This window comes from Streptomyces ficellus, from assembly GCF_009739905.1.
Taxonomy (GTDB): Bacteria; Actinomycetota; Actinomycetes; order Streptomycetales; family Streptomycetaceae; genus Streptomyces; species Streptomyces ficellus_A.
Genome location: NZ_CP034279.1, coordinates 3524641 through 3546276, shown reverse-complemented (window position 1 = coordinate 3546276; position 21636 = coordinate 3524641). Strand labels below are relative to the sequence as shown.

Genomic DNA, 21636 nt, shown 5'->3' with positions numbered 1-21636 from the left:
GACCGTGGACGTTCCGGCTACAAGAACGTGGGCGTTCTGATCGTCTGGAAGCTCGACCGCCTGTCCCGCAAGGGCATCGGCGAGGTCGGCAAGGCGCTGGACGACATAGGGCGGGTCGGCGGACGGCTGGTCTCCGTCATGGACGGCCTCGACACGAGGAACGACAGCGCCCGGGTCACCATCGCGATGCTGGCGGAACTGGCGCGCAACGAGTCGCGCAACCTTGGGATGCGCGTCGGCAACGCCAAGCAGTACCTACGCCAGCGGGGCCAGTGGATCGGCGGCCAGCCGCCTTACGGGCTGCTGGTGGACCCGGAGGCGAAGAAGCTCGTCCACGACCCCGAGACCGCCGTCTACGCTCGCCTGATCGCCGACGAGGCGCTGTCCGGGAAGGCCCTCGTCCACATCGCCCGGCTGCTGAACGAGCACGGGGTGGAGTCCGCTCGTGGAGGCGAGTGGAACTCGTCCAGCGTCATGCAACTCCTCCGCTCACCGGCCTTCGCCGGTCTCATGCCGCAGACCGAGTATGAGGAGCAGCCGGACGGGACGCGGAAGTACATGGACCGGGTCTCCCCCTACCGGGACCCGGAGACGCTGGAGACCGTGAGCATCGGCGAGGGCATCATCACGCTCGGGGAGCGCGAACTCATCCTCCGCCAGCTCGAAGCGCGCACGTTCCCCCTGGCGGGGAAGCGGCACGGTCACAAGCAGGGGAAGTCTCTGCTCACCGGGATAGCGCGTTGTGGGCTCTGCGGGGCCCGGATGAGCAAGGCCGGCACGTCGTACCAGTGCTCCAGCCACCGGATGGGGCGAGGATGCTCCGGCGTATCGGCTCGGGTGGAGAGCATCGACGACTACGTGACCCGGGCGTTTCTCTCCCGCCTGCCATCCCTGGAGCCCCGGGACCCGCTGCTCGCCGTGATCGCCGACCGCTGGGTGCAGAGGGAGGACCCGGAGGTCTTCGCGAAGAGGGACGCGATCGAGGCGGAGATCGCGGACGAGGGGGCCCGCCTGGCGGACCTGGAGGAGGCCAGGTACGTCCGCGGCGAGTTCACCGGCGCAGACGCGATCGACCGGTACAACCGGCTCGCAGGACGACTTCGTAACCGGATCGAGGGGCTGCGCGCAGATCTACTGCGGATGCCGACTCCTTCCGTGGACATCTCTCCTCTCCTGGATGCGGGTCTGCTTCGTGAAGCTTGGGAAGCCGATGATGCGGCCGGAAGACGTGGACGCCTTGGCCTCGCAATCGATCGAGTGGAAGTCCGGCGAGGCAGGGTGGGCGTGAGGTTCGACGGTGACGAGCGCTGCCGGATCGTCTGGGCGACGAGAGACGGTGCTGGGGCGGAGTCGGCGGGTGACGAAGTGACGGAATGACGGTCGAAGTCCACTACCTCCTTAAGAGATGTTCTGAGTCTCTATGGATGGAATAGAACTAAACGTCATTCCGTCACTTCGTCACTGGGGCAGCCCGAGGGTCGGCGCGAAGTTGCGCTGTGATCACCATCCCGACCCCGGCCGCAGCTCGGAACGCGCACGCTGGGTGTGACCCCGATTTTCGGGCCCATCGTGGGCTCTGACCAGCGCATATCGACTGCCGAAGGCGCGAGAGCGGCACAGTTAACGCCCTGCAAAGCCCGCCGAAGGCCCCACCCCGTGGGGTCTTCGCCCCATCAGGTGCCCCGTCGGATGTCACTCCGGCGGCTGGCTGTACCTCTCCAGCGTCGCCTTGCTCGTGGACCGGTCCACCAGCCGCAGTTCCCAGGGGCCGGTATTCACGTCGAAGTCCTTGCCGAAGCCGACCCACTTTCCGGCCATGCGCCGTCCGGTCGGCTCGACCAGGAGTTGGATGGCCCCGTGGTAGCGGGCCCCGTTGTAGTAGCCGTCTGCGGCAGTCTGCTCGACCCACGTACCCGTGACCACGTTGCGATCGACAGTGAGATCCAGCGTGAGCGGGCTGTCAGGGTTGCTGCTCGCCCCGGGCAGACTCTGAACGGTCAGCCGGTTCCCGTGCTGGACGATCACTACGTAGTGCTTGCCCTCGTACGAGTCGCCCCGGCTCGAAGAGAAGAACTCGTAGCGGCTGAGCCACACTCCCGAAAACGTCTCCTCACCCGTCTGCGCGGTGGGCTGCGCGCCTACAGAGGCAGACGCGACACCGGTTGTGCCGGTCTCCATGTCATGCCCTCCCTTCCCGTCTGCGTGGACTCGTGCCGTCGGCACCGGCAGGGCGAACCCCAGTGCCTCGACCGGACGCCCAGTGACCCGTTCTAAGGCCCTGGCGTAAACGCCCCGAGGCGTCTTGCTCGTGCCGGACTCCCAGCGCTGCACCAGCCGCTTGGAAGCCTCGTTCGGCTCCCCCAGTTCCGCACCTGCCCGGCGGAGCGCCTTGGCGAAGTCGTCTTGGCTTAAGCGCAGGCCGATACGCACGGCCCGCAGCACATCATTCGGCACCACGGCGGTCGTCGTCATGACGTCAAAGCTAGACCGAACAGCCATGCAATGACACCGGTTTGACGCCCTGGAGGGCGTCATTGACACCCCACTGAGTGACGCCCAGGCGACGCCCGAAGCGTCGTCGTTCCGACCGACCGGCGGCGGGAACATCGCTTCACCAACCGGACCGGGCAAGCGGAAGGCCAACGATGACCATGACCGTGCGGGTGTCTCGCGACTCCGGCCAGACGTTCGGCTCTGAGGTGATCTACCCCAGCAGCAGCGCCGAGAAGCCGTTGACCCCCATGGCCTCCTCCGCCTGGCCCCCCCCTGCAAGTGCCCCCGATGTTCCTCACAGACCAGGAAGGCACAGACGTGACGATCACCGACACGACGAAGACCGTGTACGACCTCATCACCCCGGAGCTGAGGGCCGACCTCATCACCATGGTCCGCGAGGACTCCTGGCCGGAGATGACCGACGACCAGGGCCAGCGCGGCGTCAACCAGGTGGCGGCCTTCCTCGCCGTCGCCGCGAACACCACGGAGAGGGCCACGCCCAGCCTTCGCGTGGACCTCTTCTGGCACGCACTCGTGCTCCACACCAAGGACTACGCCAGGGTCTGCGACGCGCTCGGCGGCGGATTCATCCACCACGTCCCCGACCGCAACAACGGCCACGACCCCGCCGAGGGCCGGGCCGCGATGCGTCGGACGACCGAGGTGATCCGATCGGCCGGCTTCGACGTGGACCCGGAGTTCTGGCCGATCAACGGCGCAGCCGACTGCACCCAGAGCTACGCGGGCTGCTCCGACAGCCCCGTTGCCAAATAGCTCCGACTCAAGCGGAGCGACTGACCCACGAGAGCTTCAGCCGCCCGGTATCGTGCCGGGCGGCTGTCGCCGTGAACGAGAACGGACAGGTAGTGACTGACGCTCGCAGCACCGCATGGGACACCTACTCGCAGAGCAAGCCCCAGCGGCGGAAGACCAATGCCAAGGGCGAGACCACATGGTTCAACTGGACCCAGTACCCGGACCACGGCCCCAGGGCCGACGTGCTCAACCTCAACCCGGGAGACCGCGTGCTCGATCTCGGGTGCGGGTCTGGAGGGAACGCCGCTCATCTCGCAACGCTCGGCATGAAGTCCGTCGGGATCGACCTCTCCGCCAAGCAGCTCGACAAGGCACGCGAGCGGTGGCCGGGCGTGGACGGGATGGAACTCCACCAGGCCGACGCGCTCACCTATCTCGGAGACACGTTCACGATCTTCGATGCGGTCTACAGCGTGTTCGGCGCTGCCTGGTTCACCGACCCCGGTCTTCTGCTGCCGATGGTTCACGCGAACCTCAAGCCGGGTGGCGTCTTCGCCTTCTCCCAGCGTCCCCCGGTTGAAGGGTGCTACGGCTGCCAGGCGTCATACATCCCGCGCGGGCCCGAAGAAGACCCCGCTGTCGTCAAGCGGTGGGACTACGAACCCGATGTGTGGGCGCTGATTCTCAAGGAACACGGCTTCGTGGACGTGTCAGCGTCCGTGCTTGCCCCACCCGCCGGGAGTCGGCGCACAGGAACCCTGTTCGTCCGGGGCGTCCAAGGAGGCTAGTCCGTGGTGGAGCGGATCCCGTAGCTGCGCAGGACAACGGCGTCGTACGGTCGTGATCCGGTGTTCATGGGCCAATGGCAAGCTTGAACCATGAACGATGCCGCCCCGGCGCCCACCCCCGCGCCCGCACCCCGCAAGCGTGCCCGTGTCCGTGCCCCCGAGCTGATCGGCAAGGGCGGCTGGATCAACACCGGCGGGAAGGACCTGAAGCTCGCCGACTTCCGAGGTCGCACATTGATCCTCGACTTCTGGACCTTCTGCTGCATCAACTGCCTGCACGTCCTGGACGAGCTGCGCGAGCTGGAGGAGAAGCACCGGGACACGGTGGTGATCGTCGGCGTGCACTCGCCGAAGTTCGTCCACGAGGCCGAGCACCAGGCCGTCGTGGACGCCGTCGAGCGGTACGAGGTGCACCACCCCGTCCTCGACGACCCCGAGCTCGCAACCTGGAAGCAGTACGCCGTGCGGGCCTGGCCGACGCTGGTCGTGATCGACCCCGAGGGGTACGTCGTCGCCCAGCACGCGGGCGAGGGGCACGCAGGCGCGATCGGGACGCTCGTGGCGGAGCTGGAGGCCGAGCACGAGGCGAAGGGCACCCTGCGGCGCGGGGACGGGCCCTACGTACCGCCGGAGCCGGTCGCCACGCACCTGCGGTTCCCGGGCAAGGCGCTGCTGCTGGAGAGCGGGCACCTGCTGGTCACGGACACCACCAGGCACCAGGTGGTGGAGCTGGCGGCGGACGGCGAGACGGTCGTGCGCCGGTACGGCACCGGTGAGCGCGGGTTCGCCGACGGGAAGGCGGACGAGGCGAGGTTCAACGAGCCGCAGGGGCTGTGCCTCCTGCCGGACGGTCACGTCGTCGTGGCCGACACGGTCAACCACGCCCTGCGTGCCCTGGACCCCGCCACCGGGGAGGTCGGCACGCTCGCCGGAACCGGCGCGCAGTGGTGGCAGGGGTCCCCGGCGTCCGGCCCCGCCCGTGAGGTGGCCCTGTCGTCGCCGTGGGACGTCGCCTGGTGGCGGGGCGAGGTGTGGATCGCCATGGCGGGCGTCCACCAGCTGTGGGCGTACGACCCGGAGCGGGGCACCGTGCGGGTGGCGGCCGGGACGACGAACGAGGGGCTCGTCGACGGGCCCGCCACCGAGGCCTGGTTCGCCCAGCCCTCCGGGCTCGCCGCCACCGCCGAGCGCCTGTGGGTCGCCGACTCCGAGACCAGCGCCCTGCGGTGGGTCGACGCCGAGGACGCCGTCCACACCGCCGTGGGCTCGGGGCTGTTCGACTTCGGCCACCGGGACGGCGAGGCGGGCCAGGCGCTGCTCCAGCACCCACTGGGCGTCACCGCCCTGCCGGACGGGTCGGTCGCCGTCTCGGACACGTACAACCACGCCCTGCGCCGCTACGACCCGGCCACGGGCGAGGTCACCACCCTCGCCACCGACCTGCGCGAGCCGAGCGACGCCGTGCTCGTCGGCGACGACATCGTGGTCGTCGAGTCGGCCCGCCACCGGCTGACCCGGCTGCGGCTGCCGGACGAGGCCGTACACGTGGACGCCGTCGCCCACCGCACCCGGCGCGAGGCGACCGAGATCGCGCCCGGCACGCTGAGGCTGGACGTCGTCTTCCGAGCGCCGACCGGCCAGAAGCTGGACGAGCGGTACGGCCCGTCCACGCGGCTGCTGGTGTCGGCCACGCCGCCCGGGCTGATCGCCTCCGGCGAGGGGACGGGCACGGACCTGTCACGGGAGCTGACGCTGAACCCGGACGTCACCGAGGGCGTACTGCACGTCTCGGCGATGGCCGCGTCCTGCGACGACGACCCCGCCAACGAGTACCCCGCCTGTCACGTGCACCAGCAGGACTGGGGCGTCCCGGTGAAGGTCACGCCGTCGGGCGCCGACCGGCTGCCGCTGATCCTGGCCGGCCTGGACACCTGATCCTGGCCGGTGATCCTGGCCGGCCTGGACACCTGATCCTGGCCGGACAGAGCACCGCCTGAGGCACGCCCGCCCGGCGCCACGCGCGCGTGGACCGGTCCGGTCCGCACGCGCGCGTGGTCCGGGCCCGCGCCACGCGCGCGTGCGCCGGCGGGTGTGCCGGGCTCGGCGTGCTCAGTAGCGGCGCTCGTCCGTCGGGTCGACCACCGTCGGCGCGACCGGCGGGACGACCGCCCGCCGGCGCCTGGCGATGCTGGTGAACGTCGCGACGCCGATGATGCCGACCGCCATCAGGATCAGCCCCACCAGGTCCAGGTTCACGCCCTGTGCTTCCCAGTCGGTCGCGAAGGTGAGGATCGCCCCGACCGCTATGAGAATGATGCAGCCACCCAGGCCCATGATTCCCGCCTCCTCGTCTGCGTAGGTGTTGCGCGTACCCCGACCCGCAACACCTACGCGGGGCGGGCTACTTCAGGAACGCCACCAGCGCGTTGGCCAGCAGGTACGGGTCTTCGGCGCCGCACAGTTCACGGGCGCTGTGCATCGACAGGATCGCCACGCCGATGTCGACGGTCCGGATGCCGTGACGGGCGGCGGTGATCGGGCCGATCGTCGTGCCGCACGGCATGTCGTTGTTCGACACGAACGTCTGCCACGGCACGCCCGCCTTCTCGCACGCCGCCGCGAACACGGCCCGTCCGCTGCCGTCCGTGGCGTACCGCTGGTTGACGTTCACCTTGAGGATGGGGCCGCCGCCCACGCGCGGGTGGTGCGTCGGGTCGTGCCGTTCGGCGTAGTTGGGGTGCACGGCGTGGCCGGTGTCGGAGGACAGGCAGACCGTTCCGGCGAAGGCCCGCGCCCGGTCCTCGTAGCCGCCGCCGCGCGCGAAGACGGACCGCTCCAGGACACTGCCGAGGAGGGGCCCCTGGGCGCCCGTGTCGGACTCCGAGCCGTTCTCCTCGTGGTCGAACGCGGCGAGCACCGGGATGAACTCCGCCTCCCCCGTGGCGGATACGGCGGCGAGCGCGGCCACGCCCGCGTGCACCGACAGCAGGTTGTCCATGCGCGGGCCGGCCAGCAACTCCTGGTCGCGGCCCAGGTAGGCGGGCGCCTCCAGGGCGTGGACCATCAGGTCCCAGCCGGCCACGTCCCCCGCGGCCAGGCCCGCCTCCTCGGCCACGAACCGGATCAGGTCGCCCTCGCGGACGTCGTCGCCCAGGCCCCAGATCGGCTGCATGTGCCGCTGACGGTCCAGTTTCAGGCCCTCGTTGACCTGCCGGTCCAGGTGGATGGCGAGCTGCGGCACGCGCAGCAGCGGCCGGTCGACGCTCACCAGCCGGTGGTCGCCGTCGCGCAGCGTCAGCCGGCCGGACAGGCCCAGGTCCCGGTCGAGCCAGGTGTTGAGCAGGGTCCCGCCGTACGTCTCGACGGCGACCTGCCGCCAGCCGTGCGCGCCCATGTCGGGCTGCGGCTTGACCCGGAGGTTGGGCGAGTCGGTGTGGGCGCCGACGATGCGGAACGGGGTGTGCGGAGCGGCGCCTTCCGGTACGTACCAGGCGATGATCGCGCCGCCGCGGACGACGTACTTGCCGCCGCTCGTACCGTCCCAGGCGGCGGTTTCGTCGAGCTTGCGGAAGCCGGCCTTCTCCAGCCGTTCACCGGCGTTGGCCACCGCGTGGTACGGCGTGGGGGACTCGGCCAGGAACGCCATGAGGTCGTCGGTGTGGCCGCGGTCGAAGCGGGGGGGTGAGCTGCTCATGGGCTTCACTTTACGGGCGGGTCAGTTGGGGAGGGGCCGTTGTGAACGGCCCGTTGTCAGTGGTGACTGCGACTATCGGAAGACGTAGCGGGACAGCAGTCCGCTGACTCGCCGGTCGCGACCGGAGGTGCACTGGTGACCACGACGACCATGCCCGTCTCGCCCGTCTGTGCCGCATGCGAAACACCCGGGGCCGAGTGGAGCGTTCAGCTCGGGATGCCGCTCTGCGCGGCGTGCACGACCGCGGCGACGGGGACCCCGGACCGGGACCCCGTGCGCCTCGGGGACATCCTGCGGGTGACCGCGGCGACGCTGCGCGTCCCGATACCCGCGCCCGCGCCGCGTCCGCCGGGCACCGGGTCGTTCACGACCTGCCGGTCCTGCGGCTCCCCGGCCCGCCGGCACCGCACGGCCGGGGGCCGCTGGGTGGCCCTGGAGCCGGGCGAGCGCCCCGTCGCGGGCGTCCCGCGCGCCGAGCGGTGGTACGTGGCGGCGGACGGCACCGCGGTGCCCCTGCGCGGCGCGGCACCCTCGGGCCGCTGCCGGGTGACCCACCTGTCGGTCTGCCCCGCCCGTCCCTGACTGCACGGCACAGCACGGCACGGCGCCCCGCGCATGACGGCGGCCCGTGCATGACGGCGGCCCGCGCCCCGGGACGTGGGGTGCGGGCCGCCGTGGACCGATCGCGCGGAGGTGGCGCGGAGGTGGCCTAGAAGGCGGCCTCGTCCAGCTCCATCAGCGAGTTGTCGACGCCCTCGGCGAGGGCGCGCTCGGTGGAGACGCCCGGCAGGACGTTGGCGGCGAAGAACTTCGCGGCCTCGATCTTGCCCCGGTAGAACGCCTCGTCCTTGGAGGACGCCGTCTCCAGCTTCTCGGCCGCGACGGCGGCACCGCGCAGCAGCAGGTAGCCGACGACCACGTCACCGGAGACCATCAGGAGGCGGGTGGTGTTCAGGCCGACCTTGTAGATGTTCTTGACGTCCTCGCCGGTGGCGGTGAGGTCGGTCAGCATCGTGCCGACGATCGCCTCCAGGTCGACGGCCGCCTTGGCGAGGGCGTCGCGGGCCGGGGCCAGCTCCTCGCCGCCGGTGCCGACGGCCAGGAACTTCTTGATCTCCTCGGCGAGCGCGTTCAGCGCCGCGCCCTGGTCGCGGACGATCTTGCGGAAGAAGTAGTCCTGGCCCTGGATCGCGGTGGTGCCCTCGTAGAGGGTGTCGATCTTGGCGTCCCGGATGTACTGCTCGATCGGGTACTCCTGGAGGTACCCGGAGCCACCGAAGGTCTGGAGCGACTGGGCGAGCTGCTCGTAGGAGCGCTCGGAGCCGTAGCCCTTGACGATCGGCAGGAGCAGGTCGTTCAGGCCGATCAGGGCCTTGGCGTCCTCGCCGGCCGCTTCCTTGACCTGGATCTCGTCCTGGATCGCGGCGGTGTACATGACGAGGGCGCGCATGCCCTCCGCGTACGCCTTCTGCGTCATCAGCGAGCGGCGCACGTCGGGGTGGTGCGTGATGGTGACCTTGGGCGCGGTCTTGTCCATGAAGTTCGCCAGGTCGGGACCCTGGACGCGCTCCTTGGCGTACTCCAGCGCGTTCAGGTAGCCCGTCGACAGGGTGGCGATGGCCTTCGTGCCGACCATCATGCGGGCGAACTCGATGATGCGGAACATCTGGCGGATGCCGTCGTGCTTGTCACCGATCAGCCAGCCCTTGGCGGGGTGCTGGTCGCCGAAGGTCATCTCACACGTGTTGGACGCCTTCAGGCCCATCTTGTGCTCGACGTTGGTCGCGTAGACGCCGTTGCGCTCGCCCAGCTCGCCGGTCTCCCAGTCGAAGTGGAACTTGGGCACGAGGAACAGCGACAGGCCCTTGGTGCCGGGGCCGTGGCCCTCGGGGCGGGCGAGGACGTAGTGGAGGATGTTCTCCGACATGTCGTGCTCACCGGAGGTGATGAAGCGCTTCACGCCCTCGATGTGCCAGGAGCCGTCGTCCTGCTGCACGGCCTTGGTGCGGCCGGCACCGACGTCCGAGCCGGCGTCCGGCTCGGTGAGCACCATGGTGGAGCCCCACTGCTTCTCGACGGCTATCTGCGCGACCTTCTTCTGCGCCTCGTTGCCCTCCTCGAAGAGGATGCCGGCGAAGGCGGGGCCGGAGGAGTACATCCAGATGGCCGGGTTCGAGCCGAGGATCAGCTCCGCGTACGCCCAGATCAGGGAGCGGGGCGAGGTGGTGCCGCCGATCTCCTCGGGCAGCCCGAGGCGCCAGTACTCGGAGTCCATGAAGGCCTGGTAGGACTTCTTGAACGTCGCCGGGACCGGCGCGGTGTTCGTCTCGGGGTCGAAGACCGGCGGGTTGCGGTCGGCGTCCGCGAAGGACTCGGCGAAGTCGTTCTCGGCGAGACGGCGCATCTCGTCGAGGACGCTCTTCGCGGTCTCGACGTCCATCTCCTCGAACGGACCGGTGCCGTACACCTTGTCGCGCCCGAGGACCTCGAAGAGGTTGAACTCGATGTCGCGGAGATTCGACTTGTAGTGCCCCATGGCGACGGCTCCGTAAGGCTCGGGGAGGCGGAATCCTCGTACACGTACCAGCTAGTAGCTACGATGATGCTACCCGTCGGTAATAAGAGCAACCCCTATGGGGCAATCTGTGACGCGTCACGCGTCACGCGCGGCGCATGCGACGGGTGGGGCCGGGGTGCCGGGTGTGATGGCTGAGCGCCGCCACGGGGCAGGCCCCCGCTCGGTAGTCTTACGGCCATGTACGGCTACGACCAGAACCCGGGTGCCCAGCAGCAGTACGCCCCGCCCCAGCAGGGGTACGCGCAGCAGCCGCCGCTGTACCCCGAGCCGTCGCCGCCCTCGCTCGCGGACGCCGTACGGGCCTTCACCACCGGGTCGTTGTCGGCCGAGGACTTCCAGCAGATCTTCGCGACCTCCAAGGTCTACTGTCCGCGCGGCGACAACCCCGGCTTCCTCGCGCTGCACAACACCCAGCAGCCCGTCATCCCGATGTTCACCTCCCTCAAGGAGCTGCGCCGGTACGCGGGCAAGGAGTCCAAGTACTTCGTCATCACCGGCGCCGAGGTGATCGACCTGCTGCCCACCGGGTACGGCTTCGTCCTCGACATGGAGGGCGACCACCGGATGGTGTTCGACGCGAAGGCCGTGGAGCAGATGGTCGACTTCGCGATGCGGCGGATGTACGGCTGATCCGCCCCGGCCGCCCCGGCCGCCCGTGACGGTGCGGGCCGGGGTCACCGCGTACCCGTAGTCGGTCACTGTGCGCAGTGGCTCATATGCGTACGGCATCGAGAGGGGCGGGAATGCGGAGCGGGGAGGGGGCGTTCCCCTGGCAAGAAGTTCAGCTTTCAACTAAAGTGGGAACACGCCGCTCCGAGGAGGACCCGTCATGCCTGCCGTAACCGTCGAGAACCCGCTCACCCTGCCGCGCGTGGACGCGCCCACGGGCGCCGTCCCGCGCCCCGTGCTGGCCGTCACCACCGCGCCCAGCGGTTTCGAGGGCGAGGGCTTCCCGGTCCGCCGCGCGTTCGCCGGCATCAACTACCGCTACCTCGACCCGTTCATCATGATGGACCAGATGGGCGAGGTGGAGTACGGGGTCGGCGAGGCGAAGGGCACGCCCTGGCACCCGCACCGCGGCTTCGAGACCGTCACGTACCTGATCGACGGCACGTTCGTCCACCAGGACAGCAACGGCGGCGGCGGCACCATCCGCAACGGCGACACCCAGTGGATGACCGCCGGGTCGGGGCTGCTGCACATCGAGGCCCCGCCGGAGAAGCTCGTCGCGTCCGGCGGCCTCTTCCACGGACTCCAGCTGTGGGTGAACCTCCCCGCCAAGGACAAGATGATGGACCCCCGCTACCAGGACATCCGCGGCGGCCAGGTCCAGCTCCTCACGTCCCCCGACGGCGGCGCGCTGCTGCGCGTCATCGCCGGCGAGCTCGACGGCCACGAGGGCCCCGGCATCACGCACACCCCCATCACCATGATCCACGCGACCCTGCGCCCCGGCGCCGAGGTCACGCTCCCGTGGCGGCAGGACTTCAACGGCCTCGCGTACGTCCTGGCCGGCCGCGGCACCGTCGGCACCGACCGCCGCCCCGTCCACATGGGCCAGACGGCCGTCTTCGGCGACGGCGGCTCGCTGATCGTCCGCGCGAACGCCAAGCAGGACGGCCACACCCCCGACCTGGAGATCATCCTCCTGGGCGGACAGCCCATCCGGGAGCCCATGGCGCACTACGGCCCGTTCGTCATGAACACCCGCGAAGAGCTCCAGCAGGCCTTCGACGACTTCCAGGCCGGCCGCCTCGGCCGCGTCCCCGCCGTCCACGGCATGGGCGAAACGGGCATCGAGACCGGCTGACGGGGCGTCACCCGCCCGGGGCCCGTCCACGGGCGGGCACCGGGCCGGCGTGGTGGCGTGGAGGAGTGCACACGCTCCTCCCCGAGCCCGTCCGGCGCGTCGCCGCCTGGTGCGCCGTCATGCTGCTGGTCGCCGGCGTGGCGGCGATCGGCGTGTGGCTGTGCGTGACGTTCCGGACCGCCGTCACCTCCGTGCTGCTCGCCCTGCTCGGGACCGCGCTGCTCGGGCCGCTGTACCGCAGGCTCGTCGCCATGAAGGTCCAGCGGTCCCTGGCCGCCGGGCTGACCTGCGCGGCCGTCGTCGCCGTGGTCGGCGGCGTCACCTACATCGTGGTCGCCGCGCTCATCGACACCGGCGACCAGATCGTCACCTCCGTGCGCCGCGCCGCCGAGGACCTCACCGAGCACCTCGGCGCCGCCGGCACCTCCCTGGACGACGTCGCGGGCAACGCCAAGGAGCTGCTGGGCAAGTTCGGCGGCACGGCGGCGTCCGGCGTCATCAGCGGGCTCAGCGTCGTCGGCGAGGTGATCGCCATGGCCGTCCTCGCCCTGCTCCTCGTCTTCTTCTTCCTCCGCGACTCCGGCCGCGCCCTGCGCGCCCTCCGCTCCTCCGTGCCCCGGGGCAGCGCGGACCACGTCGAGGCCATGGCCCGCCGCGCCTTCGGAGCCGTCGAGGGCTTCATGCGCGGTACGACGTTCATCGCGCTGATCGACGCCCTCCTCATCACCGCCGGGCTGCTCGTGCTGCGCGTTCCGGGCGCGGTCGGACTGGGCGCCCTGGTCTTCGTCGGCGCGTACATCCCCTACCTCGGCGCGTTCATCTCCGGCGCGGTCGCGATCCTCGTGGCACTCGCCGACCGGGGCGTCGCCATCGCGCTGTGGACGGTCGGCGTCGTCCTCGCCGTACAGCTCCTCGAGGGGCACGTCCTCCAGCCGCTGATCCAGAGCCGTACCGTCCAGATGCACCCGGCCGTCGTCATGATCACCATCACGGCCGGCGCGTCCGTCGCCGGGATCCTCGGCATGCTGCTCGCCGTGCCGCTCACCGCCGCCGCGTTCGGGGTGATCGGCGAGCTGCGGCGGCTGTACGGGGCGGAGGCGGGCGGCGGCACGTAGGCCGTGTCCCGGGTATGCCGTGTCCCGGGTATGCCGTGTCCCGGGTAGGCCGTGTCCCCGGGCCGGACTCGCGCCCCCCGGTTAGCATCCGCAGCAGGGGGCAGCCCCGGAACGCACCCGAGGCCGTCATGCGACACGCAGCCCCCGGGCGCACGGAGGCCGTCATGGAGAACCGGACACCACCCGACCCACGCCTGCTGCGGAACCGCTCCCGGCTCGGCCACAAGATCCGGTACGCGCTCACGCACCCTGGGCGCGTGGTGCCCCACCTGCGCCGGGCGGGCCGGGACGGCTGGCTCCGCCTGAAGCACCGCGGCAGCCACGTCGCCTTCTACCGCGCGGTCATGGCGTCCGACACCGCCCGCAGCCCGGAGGCCGCCGTGGGCGGCGTACCGTCGCACGCCCGCTGGCTCGCCATCGGACAGATGCAGTACGACTACCTCGCCGGCCACGGCCTGCGGCCCGAGGACCGCATGCTGGAGATCGGCTGCGGCAACCTGCGTGCCGGGTGGCGGTTCATCGAGCACCTGGAGCCCGGCCACTACTACGGGATCGACATCTCGCCCGACATCCTCATCGAGGCCAAGAAGACCCTCGTGCGGTACGGACTCCAGCGGAAGGTGCCGTACCTGACGCCCGTGGAGAACCTGAAGCTGGACTTCCTCCCCGACTCCTGGTTCACCGTCGTCCACGCGCACAGCGTGTTCTCCCACTCGCCGCTGCACGTCATCGACGAGTGCCTGGCGCACGCCGGACGGGTGCTGGCCCCCGGCGGCTTCTTCGACTTCACGTACGACCGCACCGAGGGCCACGAGCACCACGTGCTGGGCGAGGACTTCTACTACCGCACGGAGACGCTGGTGCGGCTGGCGGAGAAGCACGGGCTGACCGCCCACGTCATGGACGACTGGGAGCGGCTCCCGCACGGCCAGTCCAAGCTCCGCCTCAGGCACCCGGCGCCGACGGCGTAGGCCGACCCGGCCCGCGCGGTCCCTCAAGGGCCACGCCCCAGGAGGGGCCCCAGGCCACGCCCAGGAGCACCCCGGGCCCCGCCCCAGGGAGCACCCCGGGCCCGGCCCCAGGGGCACCCCGGGCCACGGCCCAGCACGACACGCCCTAGAAGGCCACGCCCTGCAAGCCCTCTCCGTCCCGGTCCTCGAACAGCTCGAACCAGATCGACTTGCCCTCGCCGCGCGGGTCGACGCCCCACTCGTGCGCCAGCATCTCCATCAGGATCAGCCCGCGCCCCGAGGACGCCATCTCGCCGGGGCGCCGCCGGTGCGGCAGCTCGTCGCTGGCGTCCGCGACCTCGACGCGCAGCCGCCGCTTGCCGTGGTCCCCGGTCGCCTCCGCGACCAGCAGCGCGTCACCGTCGGTGTGCACCAGCACGTTGGTGACCATCTCCGAGAGCATCAGGACCGCCGAGTCGACCTGCTCCGGGTCCGCCCAGTCGTGCAACAGCTCCCGCAGGTGCCGGCGGGCCGCCGCGATCCGCTCGGGCTCCGCCTGCGCGATCGTCATCGCGGTACGCCGGGCCGCGGCCGCCCGCAGCGGCTCCCCGGTCCGCGACAGCAGCAGGACCGCGATGTCGTCCTCCCGGCGGTCGGCGAGCGGACCGGTCGTGTAGTGCGAGCCCGGCCCGTGCACCGCCTGCACCAGGTTGTCGGCCAGCACCTCCAGCGACTCGCCCTCGGCGTCGTGCCGCTCCAGCAGCGTACGGATGCGGGACCAGCCGGTCTCCAGGTCGTGCCCGCCGGTCTCCAGCAGCCCGTCCGTGCAGATCATCAGCGTCTCGCCCGGCTCCAGGGTGAGCCGGGTCGTCGGGTAGTCCGTGTCCGGGACGATGCCCAGCGGCAGGCCGCCCGCCGTCGGCCGCAGCATCACCGTCCCGTCCGCCATCCGGATCGCCGGGTCGGGGTGGCCCGCCCGCGCGATGTCGAGCGTCCCCGACGCCGGGTCCACCTCCAGGTACAGGCAGGTCGCGAAGCGCGCCGCGCCGTGGTCGCCCTCGGCCCCGTCGGTGATGCCGTAGAGGAAACGGGACGCCCGGGACAGCACCGCGTCGGGGCGGTGGCCCTCGGAGGCGTACGCGCGCAGGGCGATCCGCAGCTGGCCCATCAGCCCGGCCGCCCGCACGTCGTGCCCCTGGACGTCGCCGATCACCAGCGCGATACGGCCTCCGGGCAACTGGATCATGTCGTACCAGTCACCGCCGACCTGGAGCCCGCCGCCGGTCGGAACGTACCGGGCGGCCACCTCCATGCCGGGGATCGCCGGGCCCAGGACCGGCATCATCGTGCGCTGGAGGCCCAGCGACAGCTCCCGCTCCGACTCGGCGACCCCGGCCCGGGCCAGCGCCTGCGCCAGCATCCGTGCCACGGTCGTCAGCACGGACCGCTCGTCGGGCGTGAACGACACCGGGTAGGTGAACGCCGCCATCCACGCGCCCATCGTGCGCCCCGCCACGATCAGCGGCAGGAACGCCCACGACTCCCGGTCGAAACGCTGCGCCAGCGGCCAGGTCGCCGGGAACCGCGTCCGGTACTCCTCCGGCGTCGGCAGGTAGATCGCCCGCCCGGTGCGCACCACCTCCGCCGCCGGATAGTCGGTGTCCAGCGGCATGTCGGAGAAGGGGCCGTCGTCGCCCGCGTTGTGCCCGTGGTGGCCGATGATCGTCAGCCGGTCGCCGGAGACGCCGAAGACGGCGAGCCCGTCCGGCGAGAACCCGGGCATCGACAGCGAGGCCGCCACCCGCAGCACCTCGGCCGTCGACCGCGCCTCCGCCAGCGCCCGCCCCGCGTCCAGCAGGAACGCCTCGCGCGAGCGGCGCCAGTCACCGGTGACGGGAGTCCGCGCCGCCGTGCCCGGCTGTGTCTCGGCGACCTCCTGGAGCGTGCCGACCAGCTGGTAGTCGGTCCCCTCGATGAACGGCTTCGACCGCGTGCGTACGGTACGGATCACCCGGCCGCTCTCGTCCATGATCCGCAGCCGGGCCTCCGCGAGGGTGCCCTCCGCCACGGCGAGGTTCACCACGCCGTCGATCTCGTTCCAGTCGACCGGGTGGAACCGGGAGCGCACGGCGGCCTCGGACAGCTCCGCCGGCTCCGCGGGCAGCCCGAGCAGCCGGGCGGCCTCCGCGTCGAGCGAGACGATCCCGGATGCGTTGTCCCAGCGCCACAGGCCGGTCGCGATGGCGGCCAGGACGTCCTCGGTGCGCATTGCCCCACTCTAAGAAGACGGACGGACCGGCCGCCACCGAGCTCCCGGGCGGCTCGGACCCCGACCGTGAGCGGCCCGGTACTCTGGGGGCTGCGTTTCACGTGAAACAAGCCCCCCGATCCGCGAAGACTGGATGAACGACGATGCATCGGTACAGGTCCCACACCTGCGGCGAGCTCCGCGCCTCTGACGTCGGCACCGACGTCCGGCTGAGCGGCTGGCTGCACAATCGGCGCGACCTGGGCGGCATCCTCTTCATCGATCTGCGCGACCACTACGGCATCACGCAGCTCGTCGCGCGTCCCGGCACCGCCGCGTACGAGACGCTCGACAAGCAGACCAAGGAGTCGGTCGTCCGCATCGACGGCAAGGTCGTCTCCCGCGGTGCCGAGAACATCAACACCGACCTCCCGACCGGTGAGATCGAGGTCGAGGTCGCGGACGTCGAGGTGCTCGGCGCCTCCGCCCCGCTGCCGTTCACGATCAACACGGACGACGGCGTCAACGAGGAGCGGCGCCTGGAGTACCGCTTCCTGGACCTGCGCCGCGAGCGCATGCACCGCAACATCATGCTGCGGTCCGCCGTGATCGCGTCCATCCGCTCCAAGATGGTCGCCCTCGGCTTCAACGAGATGGCCACGCCGATCCTCACCGCGACGTCCCCCGAGGGCGCCCGTGACTTCGTCGTCCCGTCCCGCCTCAACCCGGGCAAGTTCTACGCCCTGCCGCAGGCGCCGCAGCAGTTCAAGCAGCTGCTGATGATCTCCGGCTTCGACCGGTACTTCCAGATCGCGCCCTGCTTCCGCGACGAGGACGCCCGCGCCGACCGTTCGCCGGGCGAGTTCTACCAGCTCGACGTCGAGATGAGCTTCGTCGAGCAGGAGGACGTCTTCCAGCCGATCGAGAAGCTCATGACCGAGCTGTTCGAGGAGTTCGGCGGCGGCCGCCACGTCACCTCCCCCTTCCCGCGGATCCCGTTCCGCGAGTCGATGCTCAAGTACGGCAACGACAAGCCGGACCTGCGCACCGACCTCGAGCTCGTCGACATCACGGACGTCTTCGCGAACTCCGAGTTCAAGGCCTTCGCGGGCAAGCACGTCCGCGCGCTCGCCGTGCCGGACACCGGTGACCAGCCCCGCAAGTTCTTCGACGGCCTCGGCGACTACGCCGTCTCCCTCGGCGCCAAGGGCCTGGCCTGGGTCCGCGTCGGCGAGGGCAACGCCCTGACCGGCCCGATCGCCAAGTTCCTCACCGAGGAGAACGTCAAGGTCCTCACCGAGCGCCTGGGCCTCGAGCCCGGCCACGCCGTCTTCTTCGGCGCCGGCGAGTTCGACGAGGTCTCCAAGATCATGGGCCCGGTCCGGGTCGAGGCCGCCAAGCGCGCCGGCCGGTTCGAGGAGAACGTCTTCCGCTTCGCCTGGATCGTCGACTTCCCGATGTACGAGAAGGACGAGGACACCGGGAAGATCGACTTCTCGCACAACCCCTTCTCGATGCCGCAGGGCGGCCTGGAGGCCCTGGAGACCCAGGACCCGCTGGACATCCTCGGCTGGCAGTACGACATCGTCTGCAACGGCATCGAGCTGTCGTCCGGCGCGATCCGGAACCACGAGCCCGACATCATGTTCAAGGCCTTCGAGATCGCCGGATACTCCCGCGAGACCGTCGAGACCGAGTTCGCCGGCATGCTCCGCGCCTTCCAGTACGGCGCCCCGCCGCACGGCGGCATCGCCCCGGGCGTCGACCGCATCGTCATGCTCCTCGCCGACGAGCCCAACATCCGCGAAACCATCGCCTTCCCGCTCAACGGCAACGCCCAGGACCTGATGATGGGCGCCCCGACCGAGCTGGAGGAGGCCCGCCTGCGCGAGCTGAACATCCAGCTGCGCAAGCCGGTCGCGGACAAGTAGGCACCTGCTTCTTCGTAAGGGCCCGGGAACCGTCCGCGGATTCCGGGCCCTTACGCATGTCACCGCCCTGCGGCGCACGACCCGCAGGTGCCTGGCTCCGGGCCGCGGAAGGCGCGGTCGCAGAGGTCGCAGTTCTGGAGCGGATGCGGGGCGGCTGACGTGGTGTTCGGCGCCCGGAAGGCGGGCAGGGGCGGGAGCTGGGCGGTGAGGCGGTGGGCCAGAAGGGCTGCCGGGCGGGACAGCGGCTCCGGTGGCAGGCCGGTGGTCAGCGCCCGGTGGACGGCCTCGGGCGTCAGGTCGCGCTCGAGCCATGCGGCGACGCCCGGTACGAGATGCTCGGCGTCCGTGGCGGAGAGCAGCAGCCGGGGGTCCTCGCGGCGGAGGCCGGAGAGGACGCCCAGGGCGGTCTGGAGGAGGTCGGGGGTCGGGTACGCGGGCTGCGGTACGGCGGGCAGCGCGCGGCGGCGGGCCGGTTCGTCGGCGCCGCGCCGGGGCCGGGGCTTCGGCTCCTCCGTGGCCCCGGTCCGGCCGGGCCGGTTGCAGGACACCGTACGGGTGACGATGAGGCCCCCGTCGGTACGCACGCGGGTGCGGCGCAGGTAGCCGTGGGCCTCCAACTCGCGCAGGGCGCCCGCGATGCGGGTCTTCCCCTCGGGGAAGCGGCCGGTGAGGGTGCCGATGTCGACCTGGGCGCCGCCGGGCAGCGACTGGATGTGCACGGCCAGCCCGATCGCCAGCAGCGACAGTTCGGTGTGCTGGGCGAGATGGTTGCCGATCACCGTGAAGCGGGTGGTGTGGCGGGAGTTGTCGTGGACGACGCCGCCGCGGTGCGTGGACTTGCGGGCTCCCCGGGAGGGGTGGATTTTTCCGCCGGTACGGGACTGGGCGTGCGCGTGCGCGCTAGGGTTCTGGCTATCCATCGGGAAGGGTTTGCTTCCTTTGATGGTCAGGCCCCCGCACTGGGATTAGCGGTCCCGGCGGGGGCCGACGCATGTCAGCGGTGAGGTGGTCTGTCGCGCTGAGCGTAGATCAAGCAACCCATCCCAAAGCCAGTCGAGTTGGGGTTTTTCACCCGCGTGAGTGAGCGGCTCGCTGAGTGCCTCGCCGAGTGGCTCGCTGAGCAGGGGAGGAGGGGTGGGGCTTGGTCCGGTTTCTTTCTCTCTCGTCGTTCCTTTGGAGATGGGCGGCCCCACCGGAGTCCGGGTTTCCGTACGCCGGTCAGACGGCCGTCGGCCCGGGTGTCCCCTGTTGCGCATCCACTCGAGACCGAACCGACGATGAAACGACTCAGCGCTGATCCGGCCCAGGGCTCCGGCGCGGCCCCCACCCTCACTCGTGGCGCGCTCCCCACACCTGGGCACCCTTCGAGACGTCCAGGGCGCCCTTGCGCTGCTCCTGTTTGCCTGTTGCGGCATCGAAAGAGGTGAGGGCACCGGATTCCGTGTCCAAGAGGAGCAGCGTGGACTGGGACCACGTGGCGCTCAGGGCTCCTTCGAGGTCGATCGCATGGCTGGCCGTCGATGGGTAGTTGGCGATGTCCTGGCACTCACCGGCTTCGAGATCGAGGACGGCGACGCGGTAGGTGTCACCAGACCTTACGAGGGTGGCGTACCAGCGGCCGCTGCCGTCGATTTCGCCGCGGCCCACCGCATCGCCGTCGTCGCAGTTCGGTGCGTCCTTCGACTTCTTGTCGTCGCCGACGTACACCTTGACGCACGAGCCGCTTTGGCACGCCTCCTGATGCCACACCACACGGGACCCGGCAGCACCCAGCACGGTCGCATTCTGGGCGACTACCCGGGCCACGGATTGGGCTTTGCTGTCCAGCAGGACGATGTCGGTCCGGGCGACCTTCCCGTTCCCTGTGCCCTCCGCGTCCTCCGTCGTCCGATGGGCGACCAGCCCGTGAGACGTCTCCGCTATCGGTTCCACGCCGCACGGCAGGAGGAATGCCCTACGGGACGGGCTGCCGCTCGTGGTGTGCTCCGTGACCGTGAAGCGACCCTTGACGGATGGGGGCAGCTTCTGCCCGACGCAGGCGGTTGCGGCCGGCTCCTCGGTGACCGCCCAGGCCCTCCCGTTGTCGGCTGAGGGGAACCACGCGGCCGCCGGTCCCAGCAGCCGTGTCCTTTCCGGCGTGTGCGGCGAGATCGTGACGAGACTGCCGTCCTGGACACCCGCGATGCGTCCGTCCGCGAGCTGGTGGTCGTCGGCCAGGCGGTAGACGTCGAGCCTTTCGGTGCCTTCCGGCCGCTCAGCGACGATCTCGGGCTCGGCGTCGATGGACTTCAGGACTGCGATACGGCCCCCCATATTCAGCAGGATGTCCTTGGCCGTCGTGCTCCCGCTGTCTCCCTGGCCGCACCCGGATGTGAGCATCAGCGCGCCGACGGTTGTGACGGTGGCCACGAGGCGGTGCTGGACACTAGCGGCGGCGACGGTGCGGGGTGTCGAGCTCATCTTGGTTCCCCCTGTGGTGAGTGGTGGTGGCGGGAGCACAGCGGGGACGGCGTGGTCGATGCCGTCCCCGCCGAGCGACCTACGGCTTGGGCGTGCAGGGCCCGGTGCTGATGCATTCGGAGAAGAACGGGTACGCCGTTATGGCTTTGAGCGTTCCCATATTGCCGATGAACCTGGCAGTGCAATTCGGCCTGTCCGCCCACTTCTCAATGACGAAAGTGGACCGCTGAATCTTCGGAGTGGTGTACCCGTACTTTCCACCGGGAACGTCCATCCAGTTGGTCACCGTCTTACCCCGCTCGACCGTTCCCGTCACCTCCACGCCGAGCTTGGCCTCCACCTCGGAAACGGCGAACTTCATGGTGCCGCCCAGCTCCGCGCTCCAGGTAGTGGCCTTCGATACCGTCGTGGAAAGGGCGTACGTCAGTCTCGACGTGGACGAAGCCGCATTCCGCTTCCCTGCGGTGCTGCCGATCGGCTCGTAGGCGATCTTGATCCGCTCCACCGTGTAGTACGGGTCCCCCGGGCACGCCTTGGTGTCACGCGTATCGGCCACTGCCACCGGAGCCGTCGGAGCCAACAGCAGCCCGGCCCCCAGCACTAACGAGCCGGCCAGAGCACTTCTCCGCATGGAGAACATCATGGTTTCCCTCCCGTTTCGCCGCTGGCCGGTTTGGCCGAGCAGCGCGGCAAGCGAACCATGGATGTCACTGATGGCATCGCTTCTTGAGCAACTACTGAGGTTTCACATTCCCAAGGTGATCTGAACCAGCCAATACCTGCCCCTAGGTCACGCTCTTGTGGCCGAAA

18 protein-coding genes are annotated in these 21636 nt (G+C 70.4%); 10 read left to right on the top strand and 8 right to left on the bottom strand.

Going from position 1 to position 21636, the window contains the following annotated elements; genetic code table 11:
- Nucleotides 1–27 precede the first annotated feature (27 nt).
- Nucleotides 28–1377 carry a recombinase family protein gene (locus EIZ62_RS15685; RefSeq protein WP_156693290.1) on the top strand — a complete coding sequence of 450 codons (1350 nt, stop codon included), beginning with the start codon at nt 28–30 and terminating at the stop codon, nt 1375–1377.
- Between the two features lie 315 nt (nt 1378–1692).
- On the opposite strand, the gene EIZ62_RS15680 is transcribed toward EIZ62_RS15685, so the two are convergent.
- Nucleotides 1693–2472 (bottom strand): helix-turn-helix domain-containing protein, encoded by a 780-nt coding sequence (locus tag EIZ62_RS15680; RefSeq protein WP_156693289.1) that lies wholly within the window; start codon nt 2470–2472, stop codon nt 1693–1695.
- A 339-nt stretch (nt 2473–2811) separates the two neighbouring features.
- Between EIZ62_RS15680 and EIZ62_RS15675 the strand changes: the two genes are divergently transcribed.
- The 3 genes from EIZ62_RS15675 (at nt 2812) to EIZ62_RS15665 (ending at nt 5975) form a co-directional block, all read left to right on the top strand.
- Nucleotides 2812–3270 (top strand): glycine-rich domain-containing protein, encoded by a 459-nt coding sequence (locus tag EIZ62_RS15675; RefSeq protein ID WP_156693288.1) that lies wholly within the window; start codon nt 2812–2814, stop codon nt 3268–3270.
- 92 nt (nt 3271–3362) lie between these two features.
- On the top strand, nt 3363–4040 hold the full coding sequence (locus tag EIZ62_RS15670) for a class I SAM-dependent methyltransferase (RefSeq protein WP_156696423.1): 678 nt from the start codon (nt 3363–3365) through the stop codon (nt 4038–4040).
- 90 nt (nt 4041–4130) lie between these two features.
- Entirely contained in the window at nt 4131–5975 is a 1845-nt protein-coding gene (locus EIZ62_RS15665) for an NHL domain-containing thioredoxin family protein (RefSeq protein WP_156693287.1), read from the top strand.
- A 174-nt stretch (nt 5976–6149) separates the two neighbouring features.
- Here the strand turns inward: EIZ62_RS15665 and EIZ62_RS15660 are convergent, their stop codons facing one another.
- Nucleotides 6150–6374: a DUF6458 family protein gene (locus EIZ62_RS15660; protein WP_073756639.1), complete on the bottom strand. Its 225-nt coding sequence runs from the start codon at nt 6372–6374 to the stop codon at nt 6150–6152.
- 67 nt (nt 6375–6441) lie between these two features.
- Complete coding sequence (locus EIZ62_RS15655; protein WP_156693286.1) at nt 6442–7734, bottom strand: M18 family aminopeptidase; 1293 nt, start codon at nt 7732–7734, stop codon at nt 6442–6444.
- A 135-nt stretch (nt 7735–7869) separates the two neighbouring features.
- Between EIZ62_RS15655 and EIZ62_RS15650 the strand changes: the two genes are divergently transcribed.
- Nucleotides 7870–8316: a DUF6083 domain-containing protein gene (locus EIZ62_RS15650; protein WP_244375723.1), complete on the top strand. Its 447-nt coding sequence runs from the start codon at nt 7870–7872 to the stop codon at nt 8314–8316.
- A 127-nt stretch (nt 8317–8443) separates the two neighbouring features.
- On the opposite strand, the gene EIZ62_RS15645 is transcribed toward EIZ62_RS15650, so the two are convergent.
- Entirely contained in the window at nt 8444–10270 is a 1827-nt protein-coding gene (locus tag EIZ62_RS15645) for an acyl-CoA dehydrogenase (RefSeq protein ID WP_156693285.1), read from the bottom strand.
- A gap of 219 nt (nt 10271–10489) precedes the next feature.
- Here EIZ62_RS15645 and EIZ62_RS15640 point away from each other — a divergent pair, with 219 nt between their 5' ends.
- From EIZ62_RS15640 to EIZ62_RS15625, 4 genes are all read left to right on the top strand, one after another.
- Nucleotides 10490–10942, top strand: a complete 453-nt coding sequence (locus EIZ62_RS15640) for an SseB family protein (RefSeq protein ID WP_156693284.1) — start codon at nt 10490–10492, stop codon at nt 10940–10942.
- Between the two features lie 199 nt (nt 10943–11141).
- Nucleotides 11142–12122, top strand: coding sequence for a pirin family protein (locus tag EIZ62_RS15635; RefSeq protein WP_156693283.1), 981 nt, complete (start codon nt 11142–11144; stop codon nt 12120–12122).
- A gap of 119 nt (nt 12123–12241) precedes the next feature.
- Complete coding sequence (locus EIZ62_RS15630) at nt 12242–13237, top strand: AI-2E family transporter (RefSeq protein WP_156696421.1); 996 nt, start codon at nt 12242–12244, stop codon at nt 13235–13237.
- Between the two features lie 164 nt (nt 13238–13401).
- Nucleotides 13402–14208 (top strand): class I SAM-dependent methyltransferase, encoded by an 807-nt coding sequence (locus EIZ62_RS15625; protein WP_156693282.1) that lies wholly within the window; start codon nt 13402–13404, stop codon nt 14206–14208.
- A gap of 145 nt (nt 14209–14353) precedes the next feature.
- Here EIZ62_RS15625 and EIZ62_RS15620 read toward each other — a convergent pair whose 3' ends face one another.
- Complete coding sequence (locus EIZ62_RS15620) at nt 14354–16456, bottom strand: ATP-binding SpoIIE family protein phosphatase (RefSeq protein WP_156693281.1); 2103 nt, start codon at nt 16454–16456, stop codon at nt 14354–14356.
- Nucleotides 16457–16599: 143 nt separating this feature from the next.
- Here EIZ62_RS15620 and aspS point away from each other — a divergent pair, with 143 nt between their 5' ends.
- The gene (gene aspS, locus EIZ62_RS15615) at nt 16600–18366 is read left to right on the top strand and encodes an aspartate--tRNA ligase (RefSeq protein ID WP_156693280.1); all 1767 of its coding nucleotides are present in this window, start codon (nt 16600–16602) and stop codon (nt 18364–18366) included.
- 59 nt (nt 18367–18425) lie between these two features.
- Here aspS and EIZ62_RS15610 read toward each other — a convergent pair whose 3' ends face one another.
- The 3 genes from EIZ62_RS15610 to EIZ62_RS15600 form a co-directional block, all read right to left on the bottom strand.
- Nucleotides 18426–19286 (bottom strand): helix-turn-helix domain-containing protein, encoded by an 861-nt coding sequence (locus tag EIZ62_RS15610; RefSeq protein ID WP_156693279.1) that lies wholly within the window; start codon nt 19284–19286, stop codon nt 18426–18428.
- Nucleotides 19287–19695: 409 nt separating this feature from the next.
- On the bottom strand, nt 19696–20775 hold the full coding sequence (locus EIZ62_RS15605; protein ID WP_167536384.1) for a hypothetical protein: 1080 nt from the start codon (nt 20773–20775) through the stop codon (nt 19696–19698).
- A 130-nt stretch (nt 20776–20905) separates the two neighbouring features.
- Nucleotides 20906–21469 carry a hypothetical protein gene (locus EIZ62_RS15600; RefSeq protein ID WP_156693277.1) on the bottom strand — a complete coding sequence of 188 codons (564 nt, stop codon included), beginning with the start codon at nt 21467–21469 and terminating at the stop codon, nt 20906–20908.
- Nucleotides 21470–21636 lie beyond the last annotated feature (167 nt).